The 24,752-nt window shown below is 66.2% G+C and carries 17 protein-coding genes; 6 read left to right on the plus strand and 11 right to left on the minus strand.

Features of this window, described 5'->3' with window-relative positions; genetic code table 11:
- Nucleotides 1–98: 98 nt before the first annotated feature.
- From AB6806_RS23960 to AB6806_RS23985, 6 genes are all read right to left on the minus strand, one after another.
- Complete coding sequence (locus AB6806_RS23960) at nt 99–1,352, minus strand: cysteine desulfurase (protein ID WP_370955715.1); 1,254 nt, start codon at nt 1,350–1,352, stop codon at nt 99–101.
- Between the two features lie 4 nt (nt 1,353–1,356).
- Nucleotides 1,357–1,563: a tautomerase family protein gene (locus tag AB6806_RS23965; protein ID WP_038365758.1), complete on the minus strand. Its 207-nt coding sequence runs from the start codon at nt 1,561–1,563 to the stop codon at nt 1,357–1,359.
- Nucleotides 1,563–2,912: a Fe-S cluster assembly protein SufD gene (gene sufD, locus AB6806_RS23970; protein ID WP_370955716.1), complete on the minus strand. Its 1,350-nt coding sequence runs from the start codon at nt 2,910–2,912 to the stop codon at nt 1,563–1,565. The genes AB6806_RS23965 and sufD overlap by 1 nt, the downstream gene beginning before the upstream one ends.
- Nucleotides 2,912–3,664: a Fe-S cluster assembly ATPase SufC gene (gene sufC / locus AB6806_RS23975; protein WP_133564324.1), complete on the minus strand. Its 753-nt coding sequence runs from the start codon at nt 3,662–3,664 to the stop codon at nt 2,912–2,914. Before sufC ends, sufD begins: the two co-directional genes overlap by 1 nt.
- 110 nt (nt 3,665–3,774) lie before the next feature.
- Nucleotides 3,775–5,247: a Fe-S cluster assembly protein SufB gene (gene sufB / locus AB6806_RS23980; RefSeq protein WP_038365754.1), complete on the minus strand. Its 1,473-nt coding sequence runs from the start codon at nt 5,245–5,247 to the stop codon at nt 3,775–3,777.
- A 62-nt stretch (nt 5,248–5,309) separates the two neighbouring features.
- Nucleotides 5,310–6,512, minus strand: coding sequence for a cysteine desulfurase family protein (locus AB6806_RS23985; protein WP_185747844.1), 1,203 nt, complete (start codon nt 6,510–6,512; stop codon nt 5,310–5,312).
- A gap of 311 nt (nt 6,513–6,823) precedes the next feature.
- Between AB6806_RS23985 and AB6806_RS23990 the strand changes: the two genes are divergently transcribed.
- Nucleotides 6,824–7,495 (plus strand): alpha/beta hydrolase, encoded by a 672-nt coding sequence (locus tag AB6806_RS23990; protein ID WP_038365751.1) that lies wholly within the window; start codon nt 6,824–6,826, stop codon nt 7,493–7,495.
- Between the two features lie 9 nt (nt 7,496–7,504).
- On the opposite strand, the gene gcvA is transcribed toward AB6806_RS23990, so the two are convergent.
- Nucleotides 7,505–8,461: a transcriptional regulator GcvA gene (gene gcvA / locus AB6806_RS23995; RefSeq protein WP_142020998.1), complete on the minus strand. Its 957-nt coding sequence runs from the start codon at nt 8,459–8,461 to the stop codon at nt 7,505–7,507.
- 121 nt (nt 8,462–8,582) lie between these two features.
- On the opposite strand from gcvA, the gene AB6806_RS24000 reads away from it, so the two are divergent.
- The gene (locus tag AB6806_RS24000; RefSeq protein ID WP_142020999.1) at nt 8,583–8,810 is read left to right on the plus strand and encodes a DUF1127 domain-containing protein; all 228 of its coding nucleotides are present in this window, start codon (nt 8,583–8,585) and stop codon (nt 8,808–8,810) included.
- Nucleotides 8,811–8,905: 95 nt separating this feature from the next.
- Nucleotides 8,906–10,159 carry a tyrosine--tRNA ligase gene (gene tyrS, locus AB6806_RS24005; RefSeq protein WP_142021000.1) on the plus strand — a complete coding sequence of 418 codons (1,254 nt, stop codon included), beginning with the start codon at nt 8,906–8,908 and terminating at the stop codon, nt 10,157–10,159.
- Nucleotides 10,160–10,340: 181 nt separating this feature from the next.
- Here the strand turns inward: tyrS and AB6806_RS24010 are convergent, their stop codons facing one another.
- Nucleotides 10,341–13,796 carry a YhdP family protein gene (locus AB6806_RS24010; protein ID WP_370955717.1) on the minus strand — a complete coding sequence of 1,152 codons (3,456 nt, stop codon included), beginning with the start codon at nt 13,794–13,796 and terminating at the stop codon, nt 10,341–10,343.
- Nucleotides 13,797–14,084: 288 nt separating this feature from the next.
- Between AB6806_RS24010 and AB6806_RS24015 the strand changes: the two genes are divergently transcribed.
- Together AB6806_RS24015 and AB6806_RS24020 are read left to right on the plus strand one after the other, a co-directional pair.
- Nucleotides 14,085–14,549: a peroxiredoxin gene (locus AB6806_RS24015; protein ID WP_038365745.1), complete on the plus strand. Its 465-nt coding sequence runs from the start codon at nt 14,085–14,087 to the stop codon at nt 14,547–14,549.
- 87 nt (nt 14,550–14,636) lie between these two features.
- Nucleotides 14,637–15,947, plus strand: a complete 1,311-nt coding sequence (locus tag AB6806_RS24020) for a M23 family metallopeptidase (protein ID WP_142021002.1) — start codon at nt 14,637–14,639, stop codon at nt 15,945–15,947.
- A 161-nt stretch (nt 15,948–16,108) separates the two neighbouring features.
- Here AB6806_RS24020 and prfB read toward each other — a convergent pair.
- The 3 genes from prfB to AB6806_RS24035 all read right to left on the minus strand — a co-directional run bounded on the left by prfB (nt 16,109) and on the right by AB6806_RS24035 (nt 21,075).
- Nucleotides 16,109–17,237 (minus strand): peptide chain release factor 2 gene (gene prfB, locus AB6806_RS24025; RefSeq protein WP_112762279.1). Its coding sequence is split into 2 segments (ribosomal slippage): nt 16,109–17,167 and nt 17,169–17,237, totalling 1,128 coding nucleotides; the frame shifts between segments, so codons are not numbered across the junction.
- A 175-nt stretch (nt 17,238–17,412) separates the two neighbouring features.
- Nucleotides 17,413–19,857 carry a penicillin-binding protein 1A gene (locus AB6806_RS24030; RefSeq protein ID WP_038365742.1) on the minus strand — a complete coding sequence of 815 codons (2,445 nt, stop codon included), beginning with the start codon at nt 19,855–19,857 and terminating at the stop codon, nt 17,413–17,415.
- Between the two features lie 141 nt (nt 19,858–19,998).
- A complete protein-coding gene (locus AB6806_RS24035; RefSeq protein ID WP_185747845.1) occupies nt 19,999–21,075 on the minus strand; it encodes an N-acetylmuramoyl-L-alanine amidase in 1,077 nt (358 codons plus the stop codon).
- Between the two features lie 844 nt (nt 21,076–21,919).
- Between AB6806_RS24035 and AB6806_RS24040 the strand changes: the two genes are divergently transcribed.
- On the plus strand, nt 21,920–24,721 hold the full coding sequence (locus AB6806_RS24040) for an Rne/Rng family ribonuclease (protein ID WP_370955718.1): 2,802 nt from the start codon (nt 21,920–21,922) through the stop codon (nt 24,719–24,721).
- Nucleotides 24,722–24,752 lie beyond the last annotated feature (31 nt).

Below are 24,752 nucleotides of genomic sequence, written 5' to 3' on the forward strand. Positions count from 1 at the left end.
AAGCGACGCGGCGGAGCCGACCTGCGGCTCGTTCGGCTTGAAGCCGTCTTCCTTCAGCGCGATGGGTTCGGACGTGGCCAAGGCTCGTATCCTCGATATCATGCGAACAGGTTTTCGGCCTTCCGCAGGGCTTCCACCAGCTTGTCGACCTCTTCCAGCGTGTTGTAGAGGCCGAAGGAGGCGCGGCAGGTCGATGTCACCCCATATCGTGCCAAAAGCGGCATCGCGCAATGGGTACCCGCGCGAACTGCGACACCGGCGCGGTCGATCACAGTCGCGACGTCATGGGCATGGGCGCCCTTCATCTCGAAGGCGACGATCGCACCCTTCTCCCGTGCCTTGCCGAAGATGCGGATCGAATTCATCTCGCCGAGACGTTCCATCGCATAGGCGCCGAGCTTCGCCTCATGGGCGGCGATGTTCTCGCGGCCGAGCGCCATCATGTAGTCCAGCGCGACGCCCAGCCCCACAGCCTCGACGATCGCCGGCGTGCCGGCCTCGAAACGGTGCGGCGGGTCGTTATAGGTCACGGTGTCTTCCGTGACGGTCACGATCATCTCGCCGCCGCCTTCATAGGGCGGCAGCTTGTCGAGCCATTCCTTGCGGCCCCAGAGCACGCCGGAACCGGTCGGTCCATAGGTCTTGTGGCCGGTGAAAGCATAGAAGTCGCAGCCCAGCGCCTGCACGTCGACCGGCAGATGCACCGCGCCCTGGCTGCCGTCGACGACGAGCGGGATGCCATGCGCCAGGCAGATCTTCGCCACCTCGGCGATCGGCACGATGGTGCCGGTCGCGTTCGACATATGCGTCAGCGCCACGACCTTGGTGCGCGGGGTGATCAGCTTCTCGAATTCCTCGATGAGGAAATTGCCGTCCTCGTCGATCGGTGCCCATTTCAGCACGGCGCCATGCCGCTCGCGCCAGTAATGCCAGGGCACGATGTTGGAGTGGTGCTCGAGGATCGAGACGATGATCTCGTCGCCCTCGCCGAGGTTCAGGTGGCGCCCGAGCGAGGACGCGACGGTGTTGAGCGCGCCGGTCGAGGAGCGCGTGAAGACGATCTCCTCGAGATGCTTGGCGTTGAGGAAGCGCCCCGCGCTTTCGCGCGCCGCCTCATAGGCTTCGGTCGAGGCATTGGCGAGGTAATGCAGCCCGCGATGGACGTTGGAATAATCCTCGCGCATCAGCTTCGACATCGTATCGATCACCACGTTCGGCTTCTGGGCCGAGGCCGCGTTGTCGAGATAGACGAGCGGCTTGCCATAGACCTCGCGCGACAGGATCGGGAAATCCCGCCGGATCGTCGCGACGTCATAGGGCTTCAGTACGGGCTGGCCGGTCACCGCGTTCATATGCTCACGCCTTTCCGGTACCGGGCTGCCGGTCGGCGACGAGCGCGCCGGCATGCCCCCAATCCTCCCGCTCGATCTCCTGGATCACGATATGGGTGTTCTGCGGGTTCTTGCCGAGCACCTTCACCAGGGTCTCGGTGAACTCCTTGACGATCTGCGCCTTCTGTTCGCGCGTCGCGCCCTTCGTGATCTGGAGATTGATGTAGGGCATCAGACGGTGCTCACCTCGGAGGCGGCCTCGCGGGCCTGGAGCCAGGACTCGACCTCGTGCATGACGAGCTCGCGCACATTCTCGTCGCCGATGAACTCGGCTGCCTCGCCGGCGAAGGCCTGCAGCACCAGCGCCTCCGCCTGGGGCCGCGGCAGGCCGCGCGCCATCAGGTAGAAGAGTTGGTCGCCGTCGATCTGCGCGACGGTCGCGCCATGGCCGCAGACCACGTCGTCAGCGAAGATCTCGAGCTCCGGCTTGTTGAACATCGTCGCGCCGTCATTCAGCAGCAGCGCGTTGCTCTTCATGCTGCCATCGGTCTTCTGCGCATGCGGGCGCACGACCACCTTGCCCTGGAAGACGCCGGTCGACTCGCCGCTCGCGATCGTCTTGAACAATTCGCGGCTGGTGCCGTGCGGCACCTCGTGGTCGACGATCAGCGTGACGTCGGAATGCTCCGAGCCGCGCAGCAGATTGACGCCGCGCAGGCCGATTTCGCTGTGCTCGCCGGCAAAGCGGACGAAATGCTGCTGGCGCAGCGTGCCGGCCCTGGCGACGAAGGCGAAGGAGTCGAACTTGGCCTGGGCGCCGACGGTCGCGAGCAGGCTCTGCACCTGCACGCTCGCCGCGGCCTGCCGCGTCACGATGCGGACATGCTGGATCTCGCTCTCGTCGCCGGTCTCGAAGACGATGGCGCCGTTGATCTGCTGGGCCGCCTCGCCGGCCGCCTCGCTGACCTCGACGATGGTCGCCCGGCTGCCCTGCGCCGCCAGCACGACCGAACGGTGGAACACCGCCCGCTCCTCATGGCCGGAAGCGAGGGAGACGATGACGATCGGCTGCTCCAGATTCCGGCCCTCGGCGATCTCGACGAAGACGCCGTCACGCATCAGCGCGGTATTGAGCATCAGCCCGGTATCGTCGGCGCCGACCGAGGGGCCGGCCAGCACGCGGGGCAGATCCTCGCGCGGCGAGACCAGCGCCTCGGACAACGACTGCACCGAAACGCCTTCCGGAATGTCGTCGAGCGTCGAGAGGTCGGGCGCGAAGACGCCGTCGACCAGCACGAGGCGCAGGCCGTCGAGCTTCAGCGCGGCCAGGCGAGCCTTGACCGCCTCGGTGACGGCGGCGCCGTCGGCGAGCGGACGGGCCTCGCGCAGCAGCGCGCGCAGGTCGGTATAGCGCCAGGATTCGAGCCGGCGATGCGGCAGGCCCTTGGCCTCGAAGCCGGCGAAGGCGTCCTCGCGCAGCTTGCGCACGGCCGGGCCGCCCGGCAGCTCGGCCTTGCTGTCAGCGAACTGCTGGATCAGCGTCTGCTCGGCCGCCGTCTTCAGCGGGGTGACGATGGCCATCAGGCGGCCTCCCCATAGGACGCGTAACCCGACTTTTCGAGCTCGAGCGCCAGCTCCTTGCCGCCGGTCTTCACAATCTTGCCCTTCGACATGACGTGGACGGTGTCCGGCACGATATGGTCGAGCAGGCGCTGATAGTGGGTGATGACGAGGAAGCCGCGATTCTTGTCGCGGAGCGCATTGACGCCCTCGGCGACGATGCGAAGCGCGTCGATGTCGAGGCCGGAATCGGTCTCGTCGAGAATGCACATGGACGGCGAAAGCAGAGCCATCTGAAGGATTTCCATGCGCTTCTTCTCACCGCCGGAGAAGCCGACATTGAGCGGCCGGCGCAGCATGTCCTTGGCGATGCCGAGCTTGTCGGCAGCGGCATTGACCTGCTTGATGAAGTCCGGCGTCAGAAGCTCGTCCTGCCCGCGCGCCTTGCGCTGCGCATTCATCGCGGCCTTCAGGAAGGTCATGGTGGCGACGCCGGGGATCTCCAGCGGGTACTGGAAGGCCAGGAAGATGCCGGCGGCGGCGCGGGCATCGGCCTCCATCTCCAGCACGTTCTCGCCGTTGAGCAGGATCTCGCCGTCGAGGACCTCATAGTCCTCCTTGCCGGCGATGACATAGGACAGGGTCGACTTGCCGGAGCCGTTCGGCCCCATGATCGCGGCGACCTCGCCATCATTCACGGTGAGGTTGAGGCCATTGAGGATCTGCTTGTCCTCGTCGGCGATCTTGACGACCAGATTGCGAATTTCGAGCATTGTTCAGAGTTCCATCTTGCAGGAGATGGTCGGGTCGGGCCCGACCATGACGCGCTTGGTCTCGGCATCATGCCCGGGCTTGCCCCGGGCATCTCGGAAACGATCGGGCGTCAGCCCACGGAGCCTTCAAGGGAAATGGTGATCAGCTTCTGCGCCTCGACGGCGAATTCCATCGGGAGCTGCTGCAGCACCTCCTTGACGAAGCCGTTGACGATCAGCGCCACCGCCTCCTCCTCGGAGAGGCCGCGCTGCTGGCAGTAGAAGAGCTGGTCCTCGCCAATCTTCGAGGTCGTCGCCTCATGCTCGAAGATCGCGGTCGCGGTCTTGGCCTCGATATAGGGGATGGTGTGCGCGCCGCACTGGTCGCCGATCAGCAGCGAGTCGCAGTTGGTGAAGTTGCGCGCGCCCGTCGCCTTGCGATGGGCCGAAACCATGCCGCGATAGGTCGAGTCGGACTTGCCGGCCGCGATGCCCTTGGCGATGATCTTCGAGGTCGTGTTCTTGCCGAGATGCAGCATCTTGGTGCCGCTATCGACCTGCTGCGCCCCGTTCGACACCGCGATCGAGTAGAACTCGCCGCGCGAGCCGTCGCCGCGCAGGATGCAGGACGGGTATTTCCAGGTGATCGCCGATCCTGTTTCGACCTGCGTCCACGAGATCTTCGAGTTCTTGCCGCGGCAATCGCCGCGCTTGGTCACGAAGTTGTAGATGCCGCCCTTGCCCTCGGCATCGCCCGGATACCAGTTCTGCACGGTCGAGTACTTGATCTCGGCATCGTCGAGCGCGATCAGCTCGACCACCGCCGCGTGGAGCTGGTTCTCGTCGCGCTTGGGAGCCGTGCAGCCTTCAAGATAGCTGACATAAGCGCCCTCGTCGGCGATGATCAGCGTGCGCTCGAACTGGCCGGTGTTCTGCTCGTTGATGCGGAAATAGGTCGACAGCTCCATCGGGCAGCGCACGCCCTTCGGCACATAGACGAAGGAGCCGTCGGTGAAGACCGCGCTGTTGAGCGTGGCGAAATAATTGTCCGTCACCGGCACCACGGTGGCGAGATACTTCTTCACCAGCTCGGGGTGTTCCTGGATCGCTTCCGAGATCGAGCAGAAGATCACGCCGGCCTGCGCCAGCTCCTTCTTGAAGGTCGTGACCACTGAAACGGAATCGAACACCGCATCGACGGCGACGCGGTTCTCCGGCGCGACGCCGGCGAGGATTTCCTGCTCGCGCAGCGGGATGCCGAGCTTCTTGTAGGTCTCAAGGATCGCCGGATCGACCTCGTCGAGGGACTTCGGCGAAGCGCCCTTCTTCGGCGCGGCATAGTAGTAGAGGTCCTGGTAGTCGATCGGCGGATAGTTCACGCGCGACCAGGTCGGTTCGGTCATGGTCTTCCAGCGACGGAAGGCGTCGAGCCGCCATTCGAGCATCCATTCGGGCTCGTTCTTGCGCGCAGAGATGTAGCGCACGGTGTCTTCGGTCAGGCCCTTGGCCGGCTTGTCGACCTCGAGCTCCGTGACGAAGCCGTATTTGTATTCGGTCACGTCGATCGACTTGACCTGATCGATGGTCTCCTGGACCGCTGCCATTTCTCAGTCTCCAGTGCGGGTTCAAGGCCCGCCGGTTCAATTTCTTCGTGTTGCGGAACGCGTCAGGCGGCAGCCCGGGCGCCCCGATCGGCTTGCGCAGCCACGAGCTTTTCGTAGGCCGCGAGGAAAAGATCGATGTCCGCCTCGCAGGTGGTCCATCCGAGCGAGGCCCGCAAGGCCCCTGCGCTCATGGCAGGGTCGATTTTCATCGCATCGAGCACATGCGAACGCTTGACCTTCCCCGAGGAGCAGGCCGAACCGGAGGACAGCGCAGCGCCCATCAGGTCGAGCTTGATCAGAAGCGTCTCGGCCTTCAGGCCGGGCGTCGCGAAGGCGCTGGTATTGGGCAGGCGTTCCACCGGGCGGCCGAAGATCGCGGTCTCCGGCGCAAGCGCCAACAAGCCGGCTTCGAGCCTGTCGCGCAACACGGCAAGCCGGGCCGCCTCCTCGCCCAGAACCTTGCGCGCAACTTCAGCCGCGGCGCCGAAGCCAATGATTCCCGGCAAGTTTTCGGTTCCAGCCCGCCAGCCACGCTCCTGACCACCGCCACGCATCGGCTTGTCCGCGAGTTCGAGCGCGCCGGTGCGGAAGACGATAGCGCCGATCCCCTTCGGCCCGCCGATCTTATGGGCCGACAGCGTCAGCGCATCGGCACCGAGCGCCACGATATCGACCGGTATCTTGCCGGCAGCCTGCACGGCATCGCTGTGCAAAAGCCCGCCATGACGGTGAACGATGACAGCGGCCTCGGCGACCGGCTGGATCACTCCGGTCTCGTTATTGGCGAGATGGATCGAGACCAGCGCCCGCGCGCCAGGCATCTCGGCGGCGAAGCGGGCAAGCCGCGCCTCCAGCCAGACGAGATCGACGAGCCCGTCGCCATCGACAGGGATTTCCTCGGCGGAACCGGCGGCGAAGCGATGTCCATCGCGCACGCAGGCATGTTCGCTCGCGCTGCGAAGCAGGAGCGACGCCGGGACCCGCACACAATCGCGGCCGCCATCGCAATCCATCAGTCCGGGCGAGAGCACGGTGACATTCGCCTCGGTGCCGCCGCTGGTGAAGACGATATTCGCGGCCTTCGCACCGACGAGCGCGGCGACCTGCTCGCGCGCCTGTTCCATCGCGCCGCGGGCCGCGCGCCCTTCGCCATGGACGGAGGACGGGTTGCCGGGCAGGGCCAACGCATGCGCGACCGCCTCCACCGCCTCCGGCCGCACCGGGGTCGTGGCATTGTGGTCGAGATAGGCGCGCCTTGCCGCCATCACCGTCCTGCCTGCTCCATCTTCTTCATCGCGGGCCGCGATCTCACGGGCTCGACACGAAATGCTTGAAATCGCACCTGTGCGCCGTGCTATAGCCGCCCGTCCGAACCGGCCAGAACGAGGTCGAACCGGTTTCCGAGAGCGGCATACCGTTTTGTTCTTCGTTCGTTCACGGCTGTTAGAACCATTCTAAGCGCTCTTTATCTAGGGCGCACGAGGTGGTGCCGTCAAGGGCGGCGGGCTTTAGGAGCGGCATTCGGCCGCCCCAGGCTCCGCCCCTGCCGGCATCGTCAACAAAAGGCGGTAAGACGATGCCAGAGGTGATTTTCAACGGTCCGGCAGGCCGGATCGAGGGGCGCTACCAGCCCGCCAAGAAGCGGGGCGCGCCGCTGGCGATCATCCTGCATCCGCACCCGCAATTCGGCGGGACGATGAACAACCAGATCGTCTACAACCTGTTCTACACCTTCGTGAACCGGGGTTTCTCGGCGCTGCGCTTCAATTTCCGTGGCGTCGGCCGCAGCCAGGGCCATTTCGACCACGGCGCCGGCGAGCTCTCGGACGCGGCTGCCGCGCTCGACTGGATGCAGGCGCTCAACCCCGAGGCCAAGAACTGCTGGATCGCGGGCGTTTCCTTCGGCGCCTGGATCGGCATGCAATTGCTGATGCGCCGCCCCGAGATCGAGGGCTTTCTCTCGATCGCGGCGATGGCGAACCGCTACGATTTCTCCTTCCTGGCGCCCTGCCCGTCTTCCGGCCTGTTCGTCCATGGCTCGGAGGATCGCGTCGCCCCGGTCAAGGAGGTGATGGCGGTGATCGAGAAGGTGAAGACCCAGAAGGGCATCCAGATCGAGCATGCCGTGGTCGAGGGCGCGAACCACTTCTTCGACGGTCGCGTCGAGCAGCTCATGGAACAGGTCGGCGTCTATCTCGACGGCAAGGTCGGGCCGGAGATCATCAAGTCGGAGCAGGAACAGGCCTGATCCGGACGATCAGGCAGCCGGGGCGGTCGCGCTCCGGCTTCCCTCGAGTACGGGCAGCTTCATGGAAGCTGCCCGGGCCTCCGCCAGAATCCAGTCGCGGAACAACCTGATCTTGCGCTCGCGCTGGCGCTCCGGTGGATAGACGATCCAATAGGAGCGGTCGCCCCGCACTGCGTGTTCAATGGCGAAGACCAGCCGCCCGGCCGCGATGTCATAGGCGAAGAGTTCCGGCGCCGCCATCGCGACGCCATGCCCGCGCAGCGCCGCCTGGATGTTCATCGCCTGCATCGATAACGCCATCGTGGCCCGTCCGCCGGGCTTCGGCGCCGCGATACCGACATCGGCGAACCAGTTTGCCCACCAATCATCCGTCGGGCTGAGCAGCGGGGCCCGCAGCAGGTCCTGCGGCTCGCGCAATTGCAGCCGCTCGCGCAGTTCCGGCGTGCAGAGCGGTGCGTAGTGGCAGGCGAAGAGCTTCTCCGCGACCAGCCCGGGCCATTCGCCCATCCCGAAGCGCAAGGCCAGGTCGACCGACTCCGTCGCGAAGTTGACGAGATGCTCCGAGGTCCCGACCCGCACCTCGAATTGCGGGTTCTCGATCTGGAACTGGGCGAGGCGCGGTGAAAGCCAGGTGATCGCCATCGTCTGCAACGCCGAGATCGTCAGGACCGTCTGGTTTTCCTCGCAGAGATCGCGAAACACCGTGCCGATATCGGCGAGCGCCTTCGCCACCGGCCCGGCGAGGCGTTGCCCGATCGCCGTCAGCACGACCTGGCGGGGCTGGCGCACGAACAGCGCGGCGCCCACTCGGTCCTCCAGCAAGCGGATCTGGTAGCTCACCGCCGCCTGCGTCATGCCGAGTTCCTCGGCCGCGCGGGTGAAGTTCTGGTGGCGCGCCGCAGCCTCGAAAACGCGGACCGCGGCGAGCGGAGGAAGCTTTGGTGGCGGCGGCGGATGCGCGGGCATGCCGAACCATAAGCCCTCTTTATGGCAGGTGACAATCTTCCGCTTTGTCGTCCCGCGCCATCCGGCTCAGATTCACCTCACACCACCAGGCGCATCGCCTGCCCCCTCCGAGGATCGGATCATGACCTGCCTATCGCAAACGGCACCGCTCGCCCCCCGGGCCGGCGCCTCCTTCCTGCTCGGCCTGCTGGCGTCCTGGCAGCGTCATGCGGCTGTTGCCCGCACGCAGCGCCGCCTCGCCATGCTGGACGACCGCGCGCTTTGCGACCTCGGGCTCTCGCGCGATGTCGTGGACCCGCCGCATCCTAGCGACGCTGCCGGATTATGGCTCAACCGCATTCCCGGATGAAGGCCGCCGGCGCCTTCGCCGCAAAAGCGGTTTCCACTTTGGCGGAACATGCTCTAGACGACGGCGGACCCACAAACGCCAGATCGCAAGCCGCCATGACCACCTACAAATCCGATTTCCTGCGCGTACTCGACGAGCGCGGCCTCATCCACCAGGTCTCCGACCCGGCCGGCCTCGATGCTCTGTGCCGGCAGGGAACCCAGACGGCCTATGTCGGCTATGACGCGACCGCGACCTCGATCCATATCGGCAACCTGATCTCGCTGACGATGCTCTACTGGTTCCAGGAGACCGGCCATCGCCCGATCACGCTGATGGGCGGCGGCACCTCCATGGTGGGCGACCCCTCCTTCCGCGACGACCAGCGCAAGCTGCTGACCGTCGAGGAGATCGCCACCAATATCGAGAGCATCAAGCGCGTCTTCGGCCGCATCCTACGCTATGGCGACGGCCCGACCGACGCGATGATGGCCAACAATGCCGACTGGCTGCTGAAGCTGAACTATGTCGAGTTCCTGCGCGATGTCGGCCGGCATTTCTCGGTCAACCGCATGCTGTCCTTCGATTCGGTGAAGCTTAGGCTGGACCGCGAGCAGTCGCTATCCTTCCTCGAATTCAACTACATGATCATGCAGGGCTACGACTTCGTCGAGCTCAACCGCCGCTATGGCTGCCGGCTGCAGATGGGCGGGTCCGATCAGTGGGGCAACATCATCAACGGCGTCGATCTTTCGCACCGGATGGGCGGCCCGCAGCTCTACTGCGTGACGACGCCGCTGCTGACGACCTCGTCCGGCGCCAAGATGGGCAAGACCGCCAATGGCGCGGTCTGGCTCAATGCCGACGTCTTCAGCCCCTATGATTTCTGGCAGTATTTCCGCAACACCGAGGATGCCGATGTCGGCCGCTTCCTCAAGGTATTCACGCGCCTGCCGATGGACGAGATCGCCCGGCTCGCTGCGCTCGGCGGTGCCGAGGTCAACGAGGCGAAAAAGATCCTCGCGACCGAGATCACGGCGATCGTCCACGGCCGCGAGGCCGCCGAAGCCGCTGCCGAGACGGCGCGCAAGACCTTCGAGGAAGGCGCCCTCGCGACCGACCTGCCGAGCGTCACGATCCCCCGCGGCGAGATCGAGCCGGGCCTTGGCGTGCTCAGCGCCTTCGTCAAAGCGGGGCTCGTGCCCTCGACCGGTGAGGCGCGTCGGCAGGTCAAGGCCGGAGGCTTGCGCGTCAACGATGTCGTCGTCACGGACGAGCGCGCCACGCTCGGCCTCGCCGATCTGACCTCGGATGGGGCGGTCAAGCTCTCCTTCGGCAAGAAGAAGCACGTCCTGCTGCGGCCGGAATAGGCACAGGCCCGATCCGGCAAAAACAGCTTCGGCAAGAACAGCAACCTCATCGGTCGCGCCGTCATTCCCGGGCTAAGTGAGGCGCAGTCCGGGAATGTCTCGCCGTGAGAAGCGCCGTTCCTCCACGAGACGCTCGGGGCAGGCCCAAGCGTGACGGCAAATCTCGCCTCGCCAGTATCGCTCAGGGCCGTGGCGGCGCCTGCCCCGGCTGGACCGGCCGCTGCTCGGGCGCCCCGCCGAGCGGATCGACGAAGCGGCGCAGGATGCCCGGCGCAAGCGCGGAGAGCGGGTTGATCGTCATGTTCGGCGCGCTGGCCGGGCCGGAAATGCGGAAATTCACCGCGAAGAGCCCGCCATACTGGCTGCCGCCGCCGAGCAGCGCCCCCACCACCGGCACCTGCGCGAAGGCGTTGTTGAAGGCATAGCCGGGCACGAAGGTGCCGCCGATGTCGACGCGGTCGCGGCCATAATCGACATGGCCCTGAAGGGTGAAGCCGACCTGCTGGCCCCAGATCACCATGTCCGAGACGTCGAGCCGGCTGGCGGAGCGGGTGAACTCGGCGCGCAGCTTGGTGAAGGCGACTTCGCTGACGTCGATGCGGACGTCCGGTGGGTCGCCTCCGGTACGCTCGCCCGTGAAGGCGCTGCTCGACGAGGTGCCGACGACGCGTCGCAGCGCCGGCTCGTTGCGCACGAGGAAGTTGCGGAACAGCAGGTCGCCGCTCTGGTTCTCGCCTGTCCCCATGGTCAGGATGAGGTCGCCGCCATAGGCCTTGTTGTAGAGATCGAGGAAGCGCAGCAGCGAGCCGCCATTCTCCGTCTGCACGACGAGCTTGCCGCCCTCGCTCTGGCGCTGCCTGACAGTCACGTCGGCCTTGCCGATGCGCCCCTGGAAATTGACCATGCGCAGATCGCCGCCGCGTTTGGAGAATTTCAGCGTGCCGTTGGTGATCGCCTCGTTGTTGAAGCCGGTCAGGATCGGCACGTCGAGATCGACGTCATAGTCGCCGCCCTTCTGCTGCGCCGAGCGATCGCCACGCGGCGCCTGGGCCGGGCTCTGAACGTCCTTGATGAAGGGCCGCAGATCGGCCACCGCGCCGCGGACAATGACTTTGGTGACGCCGCCGTCCCGCTTGATGTCGAGCTTGAGGTTGTCACCCGGCGAGAGACGGAACTGCGTCAGGCTCGCACTCTCCAGCCCGTTCTGCTTGTTGAGCTCGACGCGCCCCCTGATCTGCGCACTGCCTGCATCGAACGAGAAATCGTCGAGATCGGGCCCGTCGGTATCGAGGATGTAGTTGAAGCTGACCTTGCCCGGCCGTCCGGCCGGCTTGCTCAGGCCCGGTATCGTTCCGTCGAGCCCGACCTTGGTCAGGTCGATCTCGACCCGCGGTGGCGTGTTCAGTTGGCCCTTGCTGAAGCTTTTCACCACCTTGACCGGCAGCGCGCCGGAAATACCGGAATCCGGTCCGATGCCTCGTCTTTGCCGTGCCGCCGCATCGAGGGAGAGCAGCAGTGTCGCATCGCCCTGCCCCTTCGCATTCTGCTTGATCTCGATTTGCGTCTTGTCGCCGCCGACCTTCGCGTCGCCACGCAGCGCCAGGCCGTTGCGATCGAAATTCATCGTGAAGGAGCCGGCGTCGAGCTTCTCGGTTCCCAGCATCGTGTCGGATGCGACATTGGACAGGATGCCGTTGCCGCTGATCGACACCTCCTCCGTCTTCAGGTCGTTCGCCAGCGGCAGGGTGAGCGCGACCTTGAGGTCGCTCGCGCCCTTGATCGCAGCGGGGTCGATCTGGCCCGGGGTGAAGTCCTTCAGCGCCGGAAAGCCCAGCAGAGCGGTCAGCGAATCCATCGAGCCGGCGATCCGAAACGCGATATTCGCCGGGGCGCGATGTATCCAGTAGTCCGGCATCGCGAAGCTGGCTTCGCTCAGCCGCATGCCGCGGCCATTGCCGAGATCGGCCATCGCCTGGCCGATCGCAAGTTGCACCGCGCGCCCCGTGACCTTGCCCGCAACCACCGCATCCGTAAGGGGCGGCAGGCCGGGGTCGGGCAGATATCGCACCTGATCAGCGTCGATGACGACGAGCAAGGCGCCGTCGGGCATGCCGCCGCCATGGATGAGCTTGGCGTGATCCTCCGCCGGCAGGTCGAGATCGACGGTCAACGACTTCATGTGCCCGGCGGCGAGTTGCCGCTCCAGCGTGTTGTGCACGTCCGGGGAGGTGAACTTCGGCCAGATCGCCAGAAGTGCCCTCGGATCGGAATCAATCGCCTTGACATGGAAGCGCTGCAGCGGGGAACTGCCGACGCGCTGGACGAAGGCGGTCATGTCGACCTTGGCCTTGGGACCGCGGATGCTGAGCTCATCCACTCCGACCGCGCCATTGGCGGGATCGATTTTGAGATTGGCCTTCAGGCCGTCCATCTGCACCGCCGGGTCGCCATCGAGCCCGGCGAGCTGTCCCTTGGCGTCGAGTTCGAGACGCCAGCCGCCACTATCCTCGCGCAGCGAACCGGAGGAGACGAAATGCGTCGCGCCGGCATCGATCTCGGCCCGCACGATGTTGAGCTGGGTCAGATCGGGGCCGCTGGCCACCTCCAAATGGGCCGAAGCGAGCTTGACGGTCGGCATCGGGCTCTCCGGGAAGCGGATCGAACCGGATTGGACGTCGATCTTGGCCGTGATCGACTGCTTGCCGTCGGGCGTCTGCCGCAGCGTCGCCTTGCCCTGAAGGGGGAGGCCCTCCAGCTCCATCCCGCCCGTCCCGAAGGCCAGCGCGACGGCCTCGGCCGGCTCGAAGCGCTGGATATCGATATCGGCGCGCTGGGTTCCGTCGGCTTCGGTGGTGAGATCGACCGCCATCTCCTTCCAGCGTTGCCCCGTGCGGCCCTTCATCGTCAGGCGCGTGCCGCGCTCGCCGATCCGCGACAGCCGGATCTCGACATCCTCGAAGCCGGCCTTCTGGCGCCCCTCGGGATCGACCAGCGAAAGGCGGGCGCCGTTGATGCCGGCGTTCTCCAGTGCGCCGAGCAGCCCGTCGCCGCGCGCCAGCGTCGAGATCGCGCTCATGATGCCGGTGAAGGCATTCCACTGCGCGGCATCGGGAACCGTCGCGGGTGGCGGTGTCTCTGCGGGAGCCGAATCGGCGTTCACGACGAGCGCGCCGTTTTTGTCGACGCCGAGCCGGACGTTGACGCCGCGCAGGTCGATCGAGACCAGGCGGATATCGCCCTTGAGCAGCGCCATCGGCTCATAGCCGAGGATCGCCTCCGGCGCCCGGATGACGGCGCCGCTCGAGTGACGGAACGAGACTTGCCTGACCCTGAGCTGAGAATGCCCGTCGATGCGGCCGAGCTCGGCCGAGGCGGCCTCCACCTTCCAGTCGGGCCCCAGCCGCTCCTCGATCGCGGACGAGATTCGCCCTTCGAGACCGGAGAGCGGAATGATCCCGGTGACGAGCAGCGTCACGGCCGCGCCGGCCAGCACCACGGCAGCGACCACGATCGCGACACAGATTGTGATCAAGCCGGCCCTGGCGCGCTTCTTCACGACCTCCGCATCGCAGGCCGCGCCCTGCGGCGCCGGCTCGCCCTGCCCGGCAAGCGCAACCTTTGCTTTCTGCTCCGCCAAAATGCGCGTGGTCCTCTCGGGCGTCGGTGCCGCTTCCGACAAGGTGCAGCAAAAGCGCCCCTTGCCGCAATCTCGGGAGACGGCATGGATGTCGATGTGACCTGACGATGCGATTCGGCAACCCGTAACCGGCGGCTGCCTCGTCTTTCGCCAGATCGCGCCGCTCCCCGGCCAGTGAGGGACGGGTTTCGTCGGGCACACGAACCCGATCGGAGAACCGATCCTACTCAAATCTAGCGGCTGCGGCGGTCCATGCCCCCCGAAGGCGACAAAAGGAAGGCGGAAACGATGGTTTTGCAGGAAGGTGATGCGGCCCCGGATTTCCGTCTGCCGCGCGATGGCGGTGGCGAGGTCACGCTGGCCGGCTTTCGGGGGCGCAAACTGGTGCTCTACGCCTACCCCAAGGACGACACGACCGGCTGCACGCGAGAGGCGATCGACTTCAACCGGCTCCGTCCTGATTTCGCCGCCTGCGGCACCGAGATCGTCGGCGTCTCACCTGACCCGGCTACGCGGCACGATCGCTTCAAGCAGAAATACGAGCTCGACCTGACGCTCCTGGCCGATGAGGGCCAGGCTCTCGCCAACGCCTATGGCATCTGGGTCGAGAAGAGCATGTATGGCCGAAAGTTCATGGGCATCGAGCGGGCCACGTTCCTGATCGACGCCGACGGACGGATCGCGCGGATCTGGCGCAAAGTGAAGGTCGCCGGCCATGCCGAGGCGGTTCTGGCCGCGGCGCGAGCCTTGTAGAGCCTCGACATCGGCGCGGTCTTTGCGAAAGATTAACCCTAACAATCCCTAATGACGGTATCGGCAGCGTTTCCCCCGGTACCGCGTATGCATGCACAGCCTCACACAGCCCCGTCCCTCCCGGTCAGCGGGCTCGTCGTCCACAAGACCTACACCATCCGCCGTTCGACGATGCTCATGGGTTTGGGCTGGCTCGCGCTGATGACGGCGTGCAGCGGCACCGCCGGCTGGTACATCCTCAGCAAGGACGACCTCGCCGCCCGCATGATCGCCCGCGAGACGACGCGGCAATACGCCTATGAGGACCGCATCGCCGCCCTGCGTGCGGATGTCGACCGTTATGCCAGCCGCGCCTTGCTCGACCAGGACGGTGTCGAGTCACGCGTCGACGAGCTGGCAACCCGCCAGGCCGAGCTCGAATCGCGACAGTCGCTCGTGACGGCGATGACCGATGCATTGCAATCCAACGGCGTCCTGCCGGCCAACAGGCTTCCCCTGCGCCCACGCGTGGCCAAGCCCGAGGAAGCGATTCGGGCCTCGGGCGTGACGAGCTTCGCGCCGATCATGCCGAGCAAGCCGACCCCTGCCCCCGAGACGCCAGCGCTGCGCGGCGCCGAGGCCAACGCCCAGAATGGCTGGCAGTCGGGCGAGGTCGCCCCGCCCGAGCCCCCCGCCAAGCGGGTCGAGGCGAGCCTGGAGAAGCTCGACAAGGCCATGGCCCGAACCTCCGACGCGCAGCTCGACGCCCTCAAGGAGATGGACCAGAAGGTCGCGGAGGCGCAGAAGAAGCTGCGCAGCGCGCTCGCGGAAACCGGGCTCGACACCGACCGCATGGCTGCCCCGGCCATCGTCGATGGCGGCGTCGGCGGCCCGCTGGTACCGGTGAAGCTCGATCCCTCGGCCGGCCCCTTCGAGGCGACCCTGACCGCGCTGCAGCCGCGTCTGACCTCTCTCATTCGCCTGCGCGGCCTCGCCGAGCAGATGCCGCTCGGCCGGCCGATGACAGGCGATCACGACTTCACCTCGAATTTCGGCTACCGCACCGATCCCTTCACGCGGGGGCTGGCAATGCATACCGGCGTCGATTTCCGCGCCGCGCCGGGCTCCCCGATCCTCGCCACCGCGCCCGGAAAAGTCGTGGCGGCCGAATATAACGGCGGCTACGGCAACATGGTCGAGGTCGAGCACGCCAACGGGCTGAGCACGCGCTATGCTCATATGTCGGCGATCTCCGTCTCGGTCGGCCAGATGGTGAAGGCCGGCACGGTGGTCGGCAAGGTCGGCACGACCGGCCGCTCGACCGGCCCGCATCTGCATTACGAAACCCGGATCAACGAGGAGCCGGTCGATCCGACCCGCTTCCTCAATGCCGGCAGCAAGCTGGCGAACATTCTCTGATGCGCAGAGCCCCTTTGTCATTCCCGGGCATTGCGCAGCAATGAGTCCGGAGCCCATGAACACGGCGCAGCAAAAAGGCGGCATGATTGCCGCCCTTTTTCAGTTTCCGCGCTCATGGGCTCCGAACCGTGCCGTTGCGCGCCGGAATGGCGATGTCGGGCCTAGTCGATATCCTCGACCTCGACCTGGGTGCCGTAAACGCGCTGGGCCAGCGACGCCTCCATGAACGCGTCCAGATCGCCGTCGAGCACGTCGGCAGGCGCTGTCGAGCTCACGCCAGTGCGCAGATCCTTCACGAGCTGATAGGGCTGCAGCACATAAGAGCGGATCTGGTGGCCCCAGCCGATATCGGTCTTGGAGGCCTGCTCGGCATTGGCCTTTTCCTCGCGCTTCTTAAGCTCGACCTCGTAGAGGCGCGCGCGCAGCATGTCCCAGGCCTTGGCCCGGTTCTTGTGCTGCGAGCGCTCCTGCTGGCAGGACACCGCGATGCCGGTCGGGATATGCGTGATGCGCACCGCCGAATCCGTGGTGTTGATGTGCTGGCCGCCGGCGCCCTGGGCACGATAGGTGTCGATGCGGCAGTCCGATTCGTTGATGTCGATGACGATGCGGTCGTCGACGACGGGATAAACCCAGATCGACGCGAACGAGGTCTGCCGCCGGGCATTCGAATCGAAGGGCGAGATGCGCACGAGGCGGTGCACACCCGATTCGGTCTTCAGCCAGCCATAGGCGTTGTGGCCCTTGAACTGCAGCGTCGCCGATTTGATGCCGGCCGTGTCGCCGTCCTGGTATTCGAGCGTCTCGACCTTGAACTTTCGCCGCTCGCCCCAGCGCCGATACATGCGCAACAGCATCTCGGCCCAGTCCTGGCTTTCGGTGCCGCCCGCGCCGGGATGGATTTCGACATAGGTATCGAGCATGTCGGCTTCGCCCGAGAGCAAGGTCTCGACCTGCAGCCGCGCCGCTTCGTCCTGAACGGCCTTGATCGCCTGCTCGCCCTCGGTGACGGTGGCGTCGTCGCCCTCCATCTCGCCGAGTTCGATCAGCGTCAGAGCGTCGTCGAGCTCGCGCTCGAGCTTCCCGATGCCCTCGATCTGGGTCTCGAGCCCGGTGCGCTCGCGCATCAGCTTCTGCGCGGCTTCGGCATCGTTCCAGAAATCGGGCCCCTCCGAGAGGGCGTTGAGTTCCGCTAGGCGGCGCTGGGCTTCATCCCAGTCAAAGATGCCTCCTCAGCAGTCCGATCGACTGCTTGGCGTTATCGAGTTGCGTCTGGATTTCGGGGCGCATGATCGTCGTCAGATCTTCCGTTGTCAGTCTTGGATTCGTAGCGCTGAGATAGGGGCGAAAGACCGCGCTGTAAACGCCCGCCTCATCTTGCGGGTCCCGGGGGGCGTTCACCCTCACCGGCAAAGACAAGGCCCGGATGCGTATCCGGGCCTTGCTGCATCGTGAAAAGCGCTGGTCAGTAGAGGCCGCCGGTGCCCGAGCCGACCGCGCGCCCGCCACCCGCCGGCGCGGCGAACGGGGCGCTGCCGTCGCCCGAGCCGACGACGGAATAGCTGTCGGGCGGCGCAGTGCCGGGCTTGAAGGCCTCGAGGATGCCGCCCTCGCCGCCGGCACGCATGCCGGTGCGTGGATCGACGCGGATCAGCTTGATGCCGGCCGGCACGCGGAACGGCGTCGCGGGCTTGTCCTTGAGCGCCACCGTCATGAAATCGCGGAAGATCGGCGCGGCATACTGGCCCGCCGTCGCGGAGGTGCCGAGCGACTTCGGCTTGTCGAAGCCCATATAGACGCCGACGGCGAGGTCCGGCGAGAAGCCGACGAACCAGACGTCCTTGGCATCGTTGGTCGTGCCCGTCTTGCCGGCGAGCGGCTTGCCGACGGACTTCACCACGGTCGCCGTACCGGCATTGACCACGCCTTCCAGGATCGAGACCATCTGGTAGGCCGTCAGCGGGTCGATGACCTGCTCGCGGTTGTCGATGAGGCGCGGCTCGGTCTGGTTCGCCCATTTATCGGCATTGCAGCCCTCGCAGACGCGCTGGTCGTGCCGGAAGATGGTGGAGCCGGTGCGGTCCTGGATGCGGTCGATCAGCGTCGGCCGGATGCGCTTGCCGCCATTGACCAGCATCGAATAGGCCGCCGTCATCCGCATCACCGTCGTCTCGCCGGCGCCGAGCGCCATCGAGAGCACGGGCTGGAGATCGTCATAGATGCCGAAGCGGCGGGCATATTCCGCGATCAGCGGCATGCCGACATCCTTGGCCAGGCGCACCGTCATCAGGTTCTTCGAGAACTGGATGCCGTAGCGCAGCGTGCGCGGCCCCACCGACTTGCCGTCGAAGTTCTCGGGCCGCCACATGCCCAACCCCGGCCCCTGGTCGATCTCGATCGGCGCGTCGAGGATGATGCTGGACGGGGTGTAGCCATTGTCCAGCGCCGTCGAATAGACGAAGGGCTTGAAGGACGAGCCCGGCTGGCGCATCGCCTGGGTGGCGCGGTTGAACTCCGACTGGTCGTGCGAGAAGCCGCCGACCATGCCGAGCACGCGGCCGGAGAACGGGTCCATCACGACAATGGCGCCATTGACCTCCGGCAGCTGACGCAGGCGGGCATAGCCCGGCCGGTTCTCGATCGGTTCGACATAGACGACATCGCCGGCCGAAACCACCTGCGAGACACGGCCACGGCGGGTCCATTTGATCCCGTCCGCAGCTAGCGTGACCGTTTCGCGGCGGGTGTTGAGGTTGCCGGCATTGTCGCGCAACGGATGCAGGCCGAGCCTGGCGCTGTCGCCGTTGGCGTCGAGCACCACGGCGAGCCGCCAGGGCGCCACATCGCCCAGCACCGGCAATTCGCCGAGCGCCTTGCCCCAGTCCTGCCCGGCGATATCGAGCTTCTGGATGGCGCCACGCCAGCCGCGCGCCTCGTCGAACCGCACGAGACCGTCGACCAGCGCCTTGCGCGCCGTCAGCTGGATCTTGGGATCGACCGTGGCACGGACCGACAGGCCGCCTTCGAGCAGCTTCTTCTCGCCATAGCGATCCTGCAATTCGCGGCGGATTTCCTCGGCGAAATAGCCGGCGGCGATGTTGTTCGGCGAGACCTGGCGCGGATTGACGCCGAGCGGCTGCTTCTTGGCGGCTTCGGCGACGTCGCGCTTGACGTAACCGTTCTCGACCATGCGGTCGATCACGTAGTTGCGGCGTTCGATCGCCCGATCGGTATTGCGGAAGGGCTGCAGATCGCTCGGCGCCTTCGGCAGCGCCGCGAGATAGGCGGCCTCCTGCAGGTTCAGCTCATGCACCGACTTGCCGAAATAGTTCAGCGCCGCCGCGGCGATGCCGTAGCTGCCGAGCCCCGGCGCCGGCGCGCCGAGATAGATCTCGTTGAGATAGAGCTCGAGGATCTTGTCCTTCGAGTAGGTCGATTCGAGCTTCAGCGCGACGAGCGCCTCGCGGATCTTGCGCTCGAGCGACTGCTCCGAGCCGACGAGGAAGTTCTTCGCCACCTGCTGGGTGATGGTCGAGGCGCCCTGCGGCCTGCGATTGGCGCCGCGGTTGCGGAAGTTATAGATCGCGGCGCGGGCGAGGCCCTCGGGATCGACGCCCATATGCTTGTAGAAATTCTTGTCCTCGGCCGAGATATAGGCATCGACGACGAGCTTCGGCACCGCCTGGATCGGGATGTAGAGCCGGCGCTCGCGGGCATATTCGGCGATCAGGCTGCCGTCGCCCGCATGGACGCGGGTCATCACCGGCGGCTCGTAGTTCCGAAGCTGGGCGTAATCCGGCAGATCCCTGGAATAATGCCAGATCAGGCCGCCGAGCACGGCCGCGCCGATCACGAAAGCGATCGTGCCGGCAGCGAACAACCATCCGAAGATTCGCAGGATAAACCGCATCTCAGGTCCCGGACCCCATCTCTGCCACCCGGCACGCGCCGAAACGGGGCGCTTTGCAACGGCAAGCTATAACATGACCGTGATGGCGGAACCGTGGCTTCGCGACCACAATTCGTGTCAACTTGACACCATCTCGCGAACTTAAGGCGCGTGCCGGTTCTCGGCTGCCTGCCCGACAGAGGCACGCTCCCGGGCAAAGTACTCGTCCACCGCCGCACCGACGGCACCAACCGCTTTTCCGCGCCATTCGGCGGAAGTCAACAGCTCGGCATCCTTCGGGCTCGACATGTAGCCGAGCTCGATCAGCACCGAAGGCACGTCCGGCGCGCTCAGCACCCAGAACCGCGCGGAGCGCAGCGGGATCTTGTGCATCCGGACCGAGGCCCCCATCTTTTCGACCAGATTGCGGGCGAAGACACCCGAGAAGGTGCGGGTCTCGCGCCGTGCCAGATCGATCAGGATGCCGGCGACGTCCTGCACCTCCTCGCTGGTTTCCAGCCCCGCCACGGCATCGGCCTGGTTCTCTTTGGCGGCGAGCCTGGCAGCCTCGGCGTCGGTCGCCCGTTCGGAGCGCGTATAGACGGTGGCACCCCGGACATCCTGGGCCTGCGTCAGCGAATCGGCATGGATCGAGATGAACAGGTCCGCCTTTTCGTCCTGCCCGATCTTCACCCGGTCGCCGAGCGACACGAAGCGGTCGTCGTCACGGGTCATCACCACGCGATAGCGGCCGGAGGCTTCGAGCTGCTGCTTCAGCGCAAGGCCGAAATTCAGCACCACCGATTTCTCGGCAATCGAGGCGACGAGCGTACCGGGGTCGATGCCGCCATGACCGGGATCGATGACGATCGTGCGGCGCGCCTCTCCCGTGGGCTTCGCCGGCGTCGGCAGCGCGGCCGTGACGTTCGGCTTCCTCGCCTTGGCGGCCTCGGCCAGGAATTCGGTGCGACCAGTCTTCCGGAGCTCGATCACCAGTTCGCCGAGCCCGCCCCGAAGGGCACGAACCTCGGCCTTCGCGATCGCCGCCGGCTGCGAAAGGTCGATGATGATTCGGGCCTTGTCGGCCGTGAACAGCCCGTAGCGATAGGCGCCGATGAAGCCGGCGGTCTTGCGGGCGCCGGGCTGAATCTGGAAATTCGTCGATGGCATCTCGACAATGACGCGGTCGGGCGCTGCCTGCACCCAGGCCTCGACGTCGATGACGGTCGAAAGCGCCATGGTCAGCTTGACGATGTCGCCTTGCTGCTCGAGCCGCGCATCAGTCGCGACGGGAAATTCGCTCTGCGACCTGCCTGGCTCGCCGAACGCCGGAACGGCGCCAAGAAGGATGCAAAGCCCCACCATCGGCCAGACACGGGACCACGCGCGCGAAACCGCTCTCCAGCGCCCCACAGCCCGGAAAAAGCCCGATTCGACCTGGCGGATGCGTGAAAACAGCTCAAAAATCCCGCTTGTCGTCACCAAGACTTAACCATAGCGACCCGAATTCCTAACAGGCCGTTACCACGACATCATCGCGCGATGAACCGCGCCGCCATGCGTTCCGCGCGATCCGGTTGCGATGTGACTTGCAAATCACTGTGACCTATCTGTAATGGAACATGGTTGCCCGCCAACCTGCCCATAGGACACATCCGGATCGAACCATCCGTCGGCGTCCGGAGCAGGTTGGGCCTCCGCCCATCCGGGTGGTGGCAGCAGGTCGACCGTAATGGATCGTCCGCAGAGGGCGGGCCGGGATCGCGAGTTCAGCGCCCTGCCCTGTCTCGCGAGCGTGCAAACGCGGAGCGTCCTGTCGAGAGACGGGCGCGCCGCAGGTCAGGGCAGATGACGGGGCAAGCGACGCCGCACGTATCATCGGTGAAGCATTCAAACCTGCGGGATTGCGCTGGGCGTTTCGTTCGCTCTGCCTTCCCCAGCCGCCTTCCTGTCTCGACCGAATTCTCCCTCCTGCAACATGCCGGCTCGCGCCGGCCCTTCAGCGGCGCCCTGGCTCGCGGCAGCGGATTCTTGTCCGCAGCCTCGCGGGTCTTGCCAGCGGCCGCGCCCATGGAAATTTCTGATGGCCAACAAAATGCTGATCGATGCCACCCACCCGGAAGAGACCCGGGTCGTGGTGGTGCGCGGATCCCGCGTCGAAGAGTTTGATTTCGAATCCGCCAGCCGCAAGCCGCTCCGCGGCAACATCTATCTCGCCAAGGTGACCCGCGTGGAGCCGTCGCTCCAGGCGGCCTTCGTGGAATATGGCGGCAACCGGCACGGCTTCCTCGCCTTCTCCGAGATCCACCCGGACTACTACCAGATCCCTGTCGCCGACCGGCAGGCGCTCATCGAGGACGAGGCGCGCGCCGAGCGTGACGAAGAGCGCGACGAGGAGCGCCGCGAGAAGCGCGGCCGCCGCGACCGCGGGCGCCGTGGCGACCGCGATCACCGCGCCAAGAAGGCTGCTGCCGACGAGACCGTCTCGGCCGAGATCGAGACGGCTGGCGAGAGCGCTGGCGAACATGTCGAGACCGACGGCAAGCAGGCCGCCATGGTCAACGAGGGCGCGCCGGCTTTCGGCGAGTCCTTCGCGCCGGCCATTGCCGAATCGGCGACCGAGGACGCCGTCGAAAACGCCGCGCCGCTGACCTTCGAGACGACGGAAGCGGTCGCATCGGCCGACGAGGCCGCCTCGTCCGAGAATCAGTTGGAAGCTCGCAAGCCTTCCGACCCCGAGGATGGCGACGACGAGGATCATGGTGACGAGGCCGAAGAGGCTCCCGAGCAGATCGGCGGCGGCGACGCCCTCGACGACATGCCCGAGCGGCCGCACCGCCAGTCGCGCCGCCAGTACAAGATCCAGGAGGTGATCAAGCGCCGCCAGATCATCCTGGTCCAGGTCGTCAAGGAGGAGCGCGGCAACAAGGGCGCAGCGCTGACCACCTATCTCTCGCTCGCCGGCCGCTACTCGGTGCTGATGCCGAACACCGGCAAGGGCGGCGGCATCTCGCGCAAGATCACCAATGCCGAGGACCGTAAGCGCCTGAAGGAGATCGCCCAGGAGCTGGAGGTGCCGGAGGGCATGGGCCTGATCCTGCGCACGGCCGGCGCCTCGCGCACCAAGGTCGAGATCCGGCGCGACTACGAATATCTGATGCGGATGTGGGAGAGCGTGCGCGAGCTGACGCTGGCCTCCGTCGCCCCGGCGCTGGTCTATGAGGAGGGCAACCTCGTCAAGCGCTCGATCCGCGACCTCTACAACAAGGACATCGACGAGGTTCACGTCGCTGGCGAGGAGGCCTATCGCGAGGCCAAGGACTTCATGCGCATGCTCATGCCGAGCCATGCCAAGAGCGTGAAGCCCTATCGCGACCAGACCCCGCTCTTCGCCGCCTTCGGCGTCGAGAGCCAGCTCGACGCGATGTTCTCGAACACGGTGACGCTGAAGTCCGGCGGCTACCTCGTCATCAACCAGACCGAAGCGCTGGTCGCGATCGACATCAACTCGGGCCGTTCGACCCGCGAGCACAATATCGAGGACACCGCCCTCAAGACCAATCTCGAAGCGGCCGAGGAAATCTCCCGCCAGCTCAGGCTGCGCGACCTCGCCGGCCTCGTCGTGATCGACTTCATCGACATGGAGGAGAACCGGAACAACCGGGCCGTCGAGAAGAAGCTGAAGGAATGCCTCAAGGACGACCGTGCCCGCATCCAGCTCGGGCGCATCTCGGCCTTCGGCCTGCTCGAGATGTCGCGCCAGCGCATCCGCACCGGCGTGCTCGAGAGCTCCTCGATCCCCTGCCCGCATTGCGCCGGCGCCGGCATGATCCGCTCGACCCCCTCCGTCGCGCTGCAGATCCTGCGCGCGCTGGAGGAGACGCTGATCAAGAGCGCCTCGCACAACCTCACCATCCGCACCCGGCCGGAGGTCGCGCTCTACGTCCTCAACCAGAAGCGCGCGCATCTGGCCGATCTCGAAAACCGTTTCGCCATCGCGATCACGATCTCGACCGATGTGAACCTGCTCGGCACCCGCTATTTCGAGCTGGAGCGCGGCGAGTTCGTCGGCAATGAGGGCCGGGTCGTACCTTCGCCCTTCAAGGCAGAGGCGGTCGCCTCCGATGTCGATGACGAGGCACTCGACGCCGCCGCCGAGGCCGCCGCACTCGACGCCGAGACCGGCGACAGCGAGACGGCCGCCGGCGACGCGCAGGAGGAGCGCGGCGAAGGCGAGGCCGAGAGCCGAGAGAACCGCCGTCGCCGCCGGCGCCGGCGTCGTCGGCGGGGTGGTGAGCGCGACCAGCAGGACATGCAGGGCGAAGGCACCGCGAGCGAGGACGGCGAAGGCGGCGATGATGACGAGGGCGAGGAATCGGCAAGCGCCGAGACCGTCGTCGAGAGCGCGACCGAGGCTCCGGCAATCGAGGCGGTAGCCGCCGAGGAAGCCGCGTCTCCGGCCGAAGAGCCCAAGCCGAAGCGCAGCCGCGCCCGCAAGCCGAAGGCGACGAAGGAGGCCGAGGCGGCCAAGGAGGTCGCGGCCGATACCGTCGTCGCGGAAGCCGCGCCAGTCGAAGCCGAAAAGCCGAAGCGTAGCCGGTCGCGGAAGAAGGTCGTTCCGATCACCGAGGGAGGTGCTGCCGGGTCTGCGCCCGCGCCGGTGGAGCCCGAGGCGCCTGCCCGTGCCGAGAAGCCGGCCAAGGCTGCTGTGGAGCCCGCTGCGGAGGCCGAGCCCAGCGCCGCCGCTGCGCCGCCTGCCCCGGAACCCGAGCCGGCTCCCGCTCCGCGCCCCGTCGAAGAGCCCGTCGCGGTCGTCCTGACCGAGCCGGATCCGACACGGCCGAAGCGCGGTGGTTGGTGGAACAAGCTCGCCGGCCGTTCCTGAGCCGAGAGAACATCGCAAGATCGAAAGGCCC

It is taken from the genome of Allobosea sp. RCC_152_1, assembly GCF_041360765.1.
In the GTDB taxonomy this organism is placed as follows: Bacteria; Pseudomonadota; Alphaproteobacteria; order Rhizobiales; family Beijerinckiaceae; genus Allobosea; species Allobosea spartocytisi.

Excerpts from the sequence above, each read along its gene's own strand:
- sufB (WP_038365754.1), bottom strand. The coding sequence starts at position 5,247 with ATGGCAGCGGTCCAGGAGACCATCGATCAGGTCAAGTCGATCGACGTG.
- AB6806_RS24035 (WP_185747845.1), bottom strand. The coding sequence starts at position 21,075 with ATGGCGCTTTCGACCGTCATCGACGTCGAGGCCTGGGTGCAGGCAGCG.
- AB6806_RS23990 (WP_038365751.1), top strand. The coding sequence starts at position 6,824 with ATGCCAGAGGTGATTTTCAACGGTCCGGCAGGCCGGATCGAGGGGCGC.
- gcvA (WP_142020998.1), bottom strand. The coding sequence starts at position 8,461 with ATGCCCGCGCATCCGCCGCCGCCACCAAAGCTTCCTCCGCTCGCCGCG.
- sufD (WP_370955716.1), bottom strand. The coding sequence starts at position 2,912 with ATGGCCATCGTCACCCCGCTGAAGACGGCGGCCGAGCAGACGCTGATC.
- AB6806_RS24015 (WP_038365745.1), top strand. The coding sequence starts at position 14,085 with ATGGTTTTGCAGGAAGGTGATGCGGCCCCGGATTTCCGTCTGCCGCGC.
- tyrS (WP_142021000.1), top strand. The coding sequence starts at position 8,906 with ATGACCACCTACAAATCCGATTTCCTGCGCGTACTCGACGAGCGCGGC.
- sufC (WP_133564324.1), bottom strand. The coding sequence starts at position 3,664 with ATGCTCGAAATTCGCAATCTGGTCGTCAAGATCGCCGACGAGGACAAG.
- AB6806_RS23960 (WP_370955715.1), bottom strand. The coding sequence starts at position 1,352 with ATGAACGCGGTGACCGGCCAGCCCGTACTGAAGCCCTATGACGTCGCG.
- AB6806_RS24000 (WP_142020999.1), top strand. The coding sequence starts at position 8,583 with ATGACCTGCCTATCGCAAACGGCACCGCTCGCCCCCCGGGCCGGCGCC.
- AB6806_RS24040 (WP_370955718.1), top strand. The coding sequence starts at position 21,920 with ATGGCCAACAAAATGCTGATCGATGCCACCCACCCGGAAGAGACCCGG.
- AB6806_RS24030 (WP_038365742.1), bottom strand. The coding sequence starts at position 19,857 with ATGCGGTTTATCCTGCGAATCTTCGGATGGTTGTTCGCTGCCGGCACG.
- AB6806_RS23985 (WP_185747844.1), bottom strand. The coding sequence starts at position 6,512 with ATGGCGGCAAGGCGCGCCTATCTCGACCACAATGCCACGACCCCGGTG.
- AB6806_RS23965 (WP_038365758.1), bottom strand. The coding sequence starts at position 1,563 with ATGCCCTACATCAATCTCCAGATCACGAAGGGCGCGACGCGCGAACAG.
- AB6806_RS24020 (WP_142021002.1), top strand. The coding sequence starts at position 14,637 with ATGCATGCACAGCCTCACACAGCCCCGTCCCTCCCGGTCAGCGGGCTC.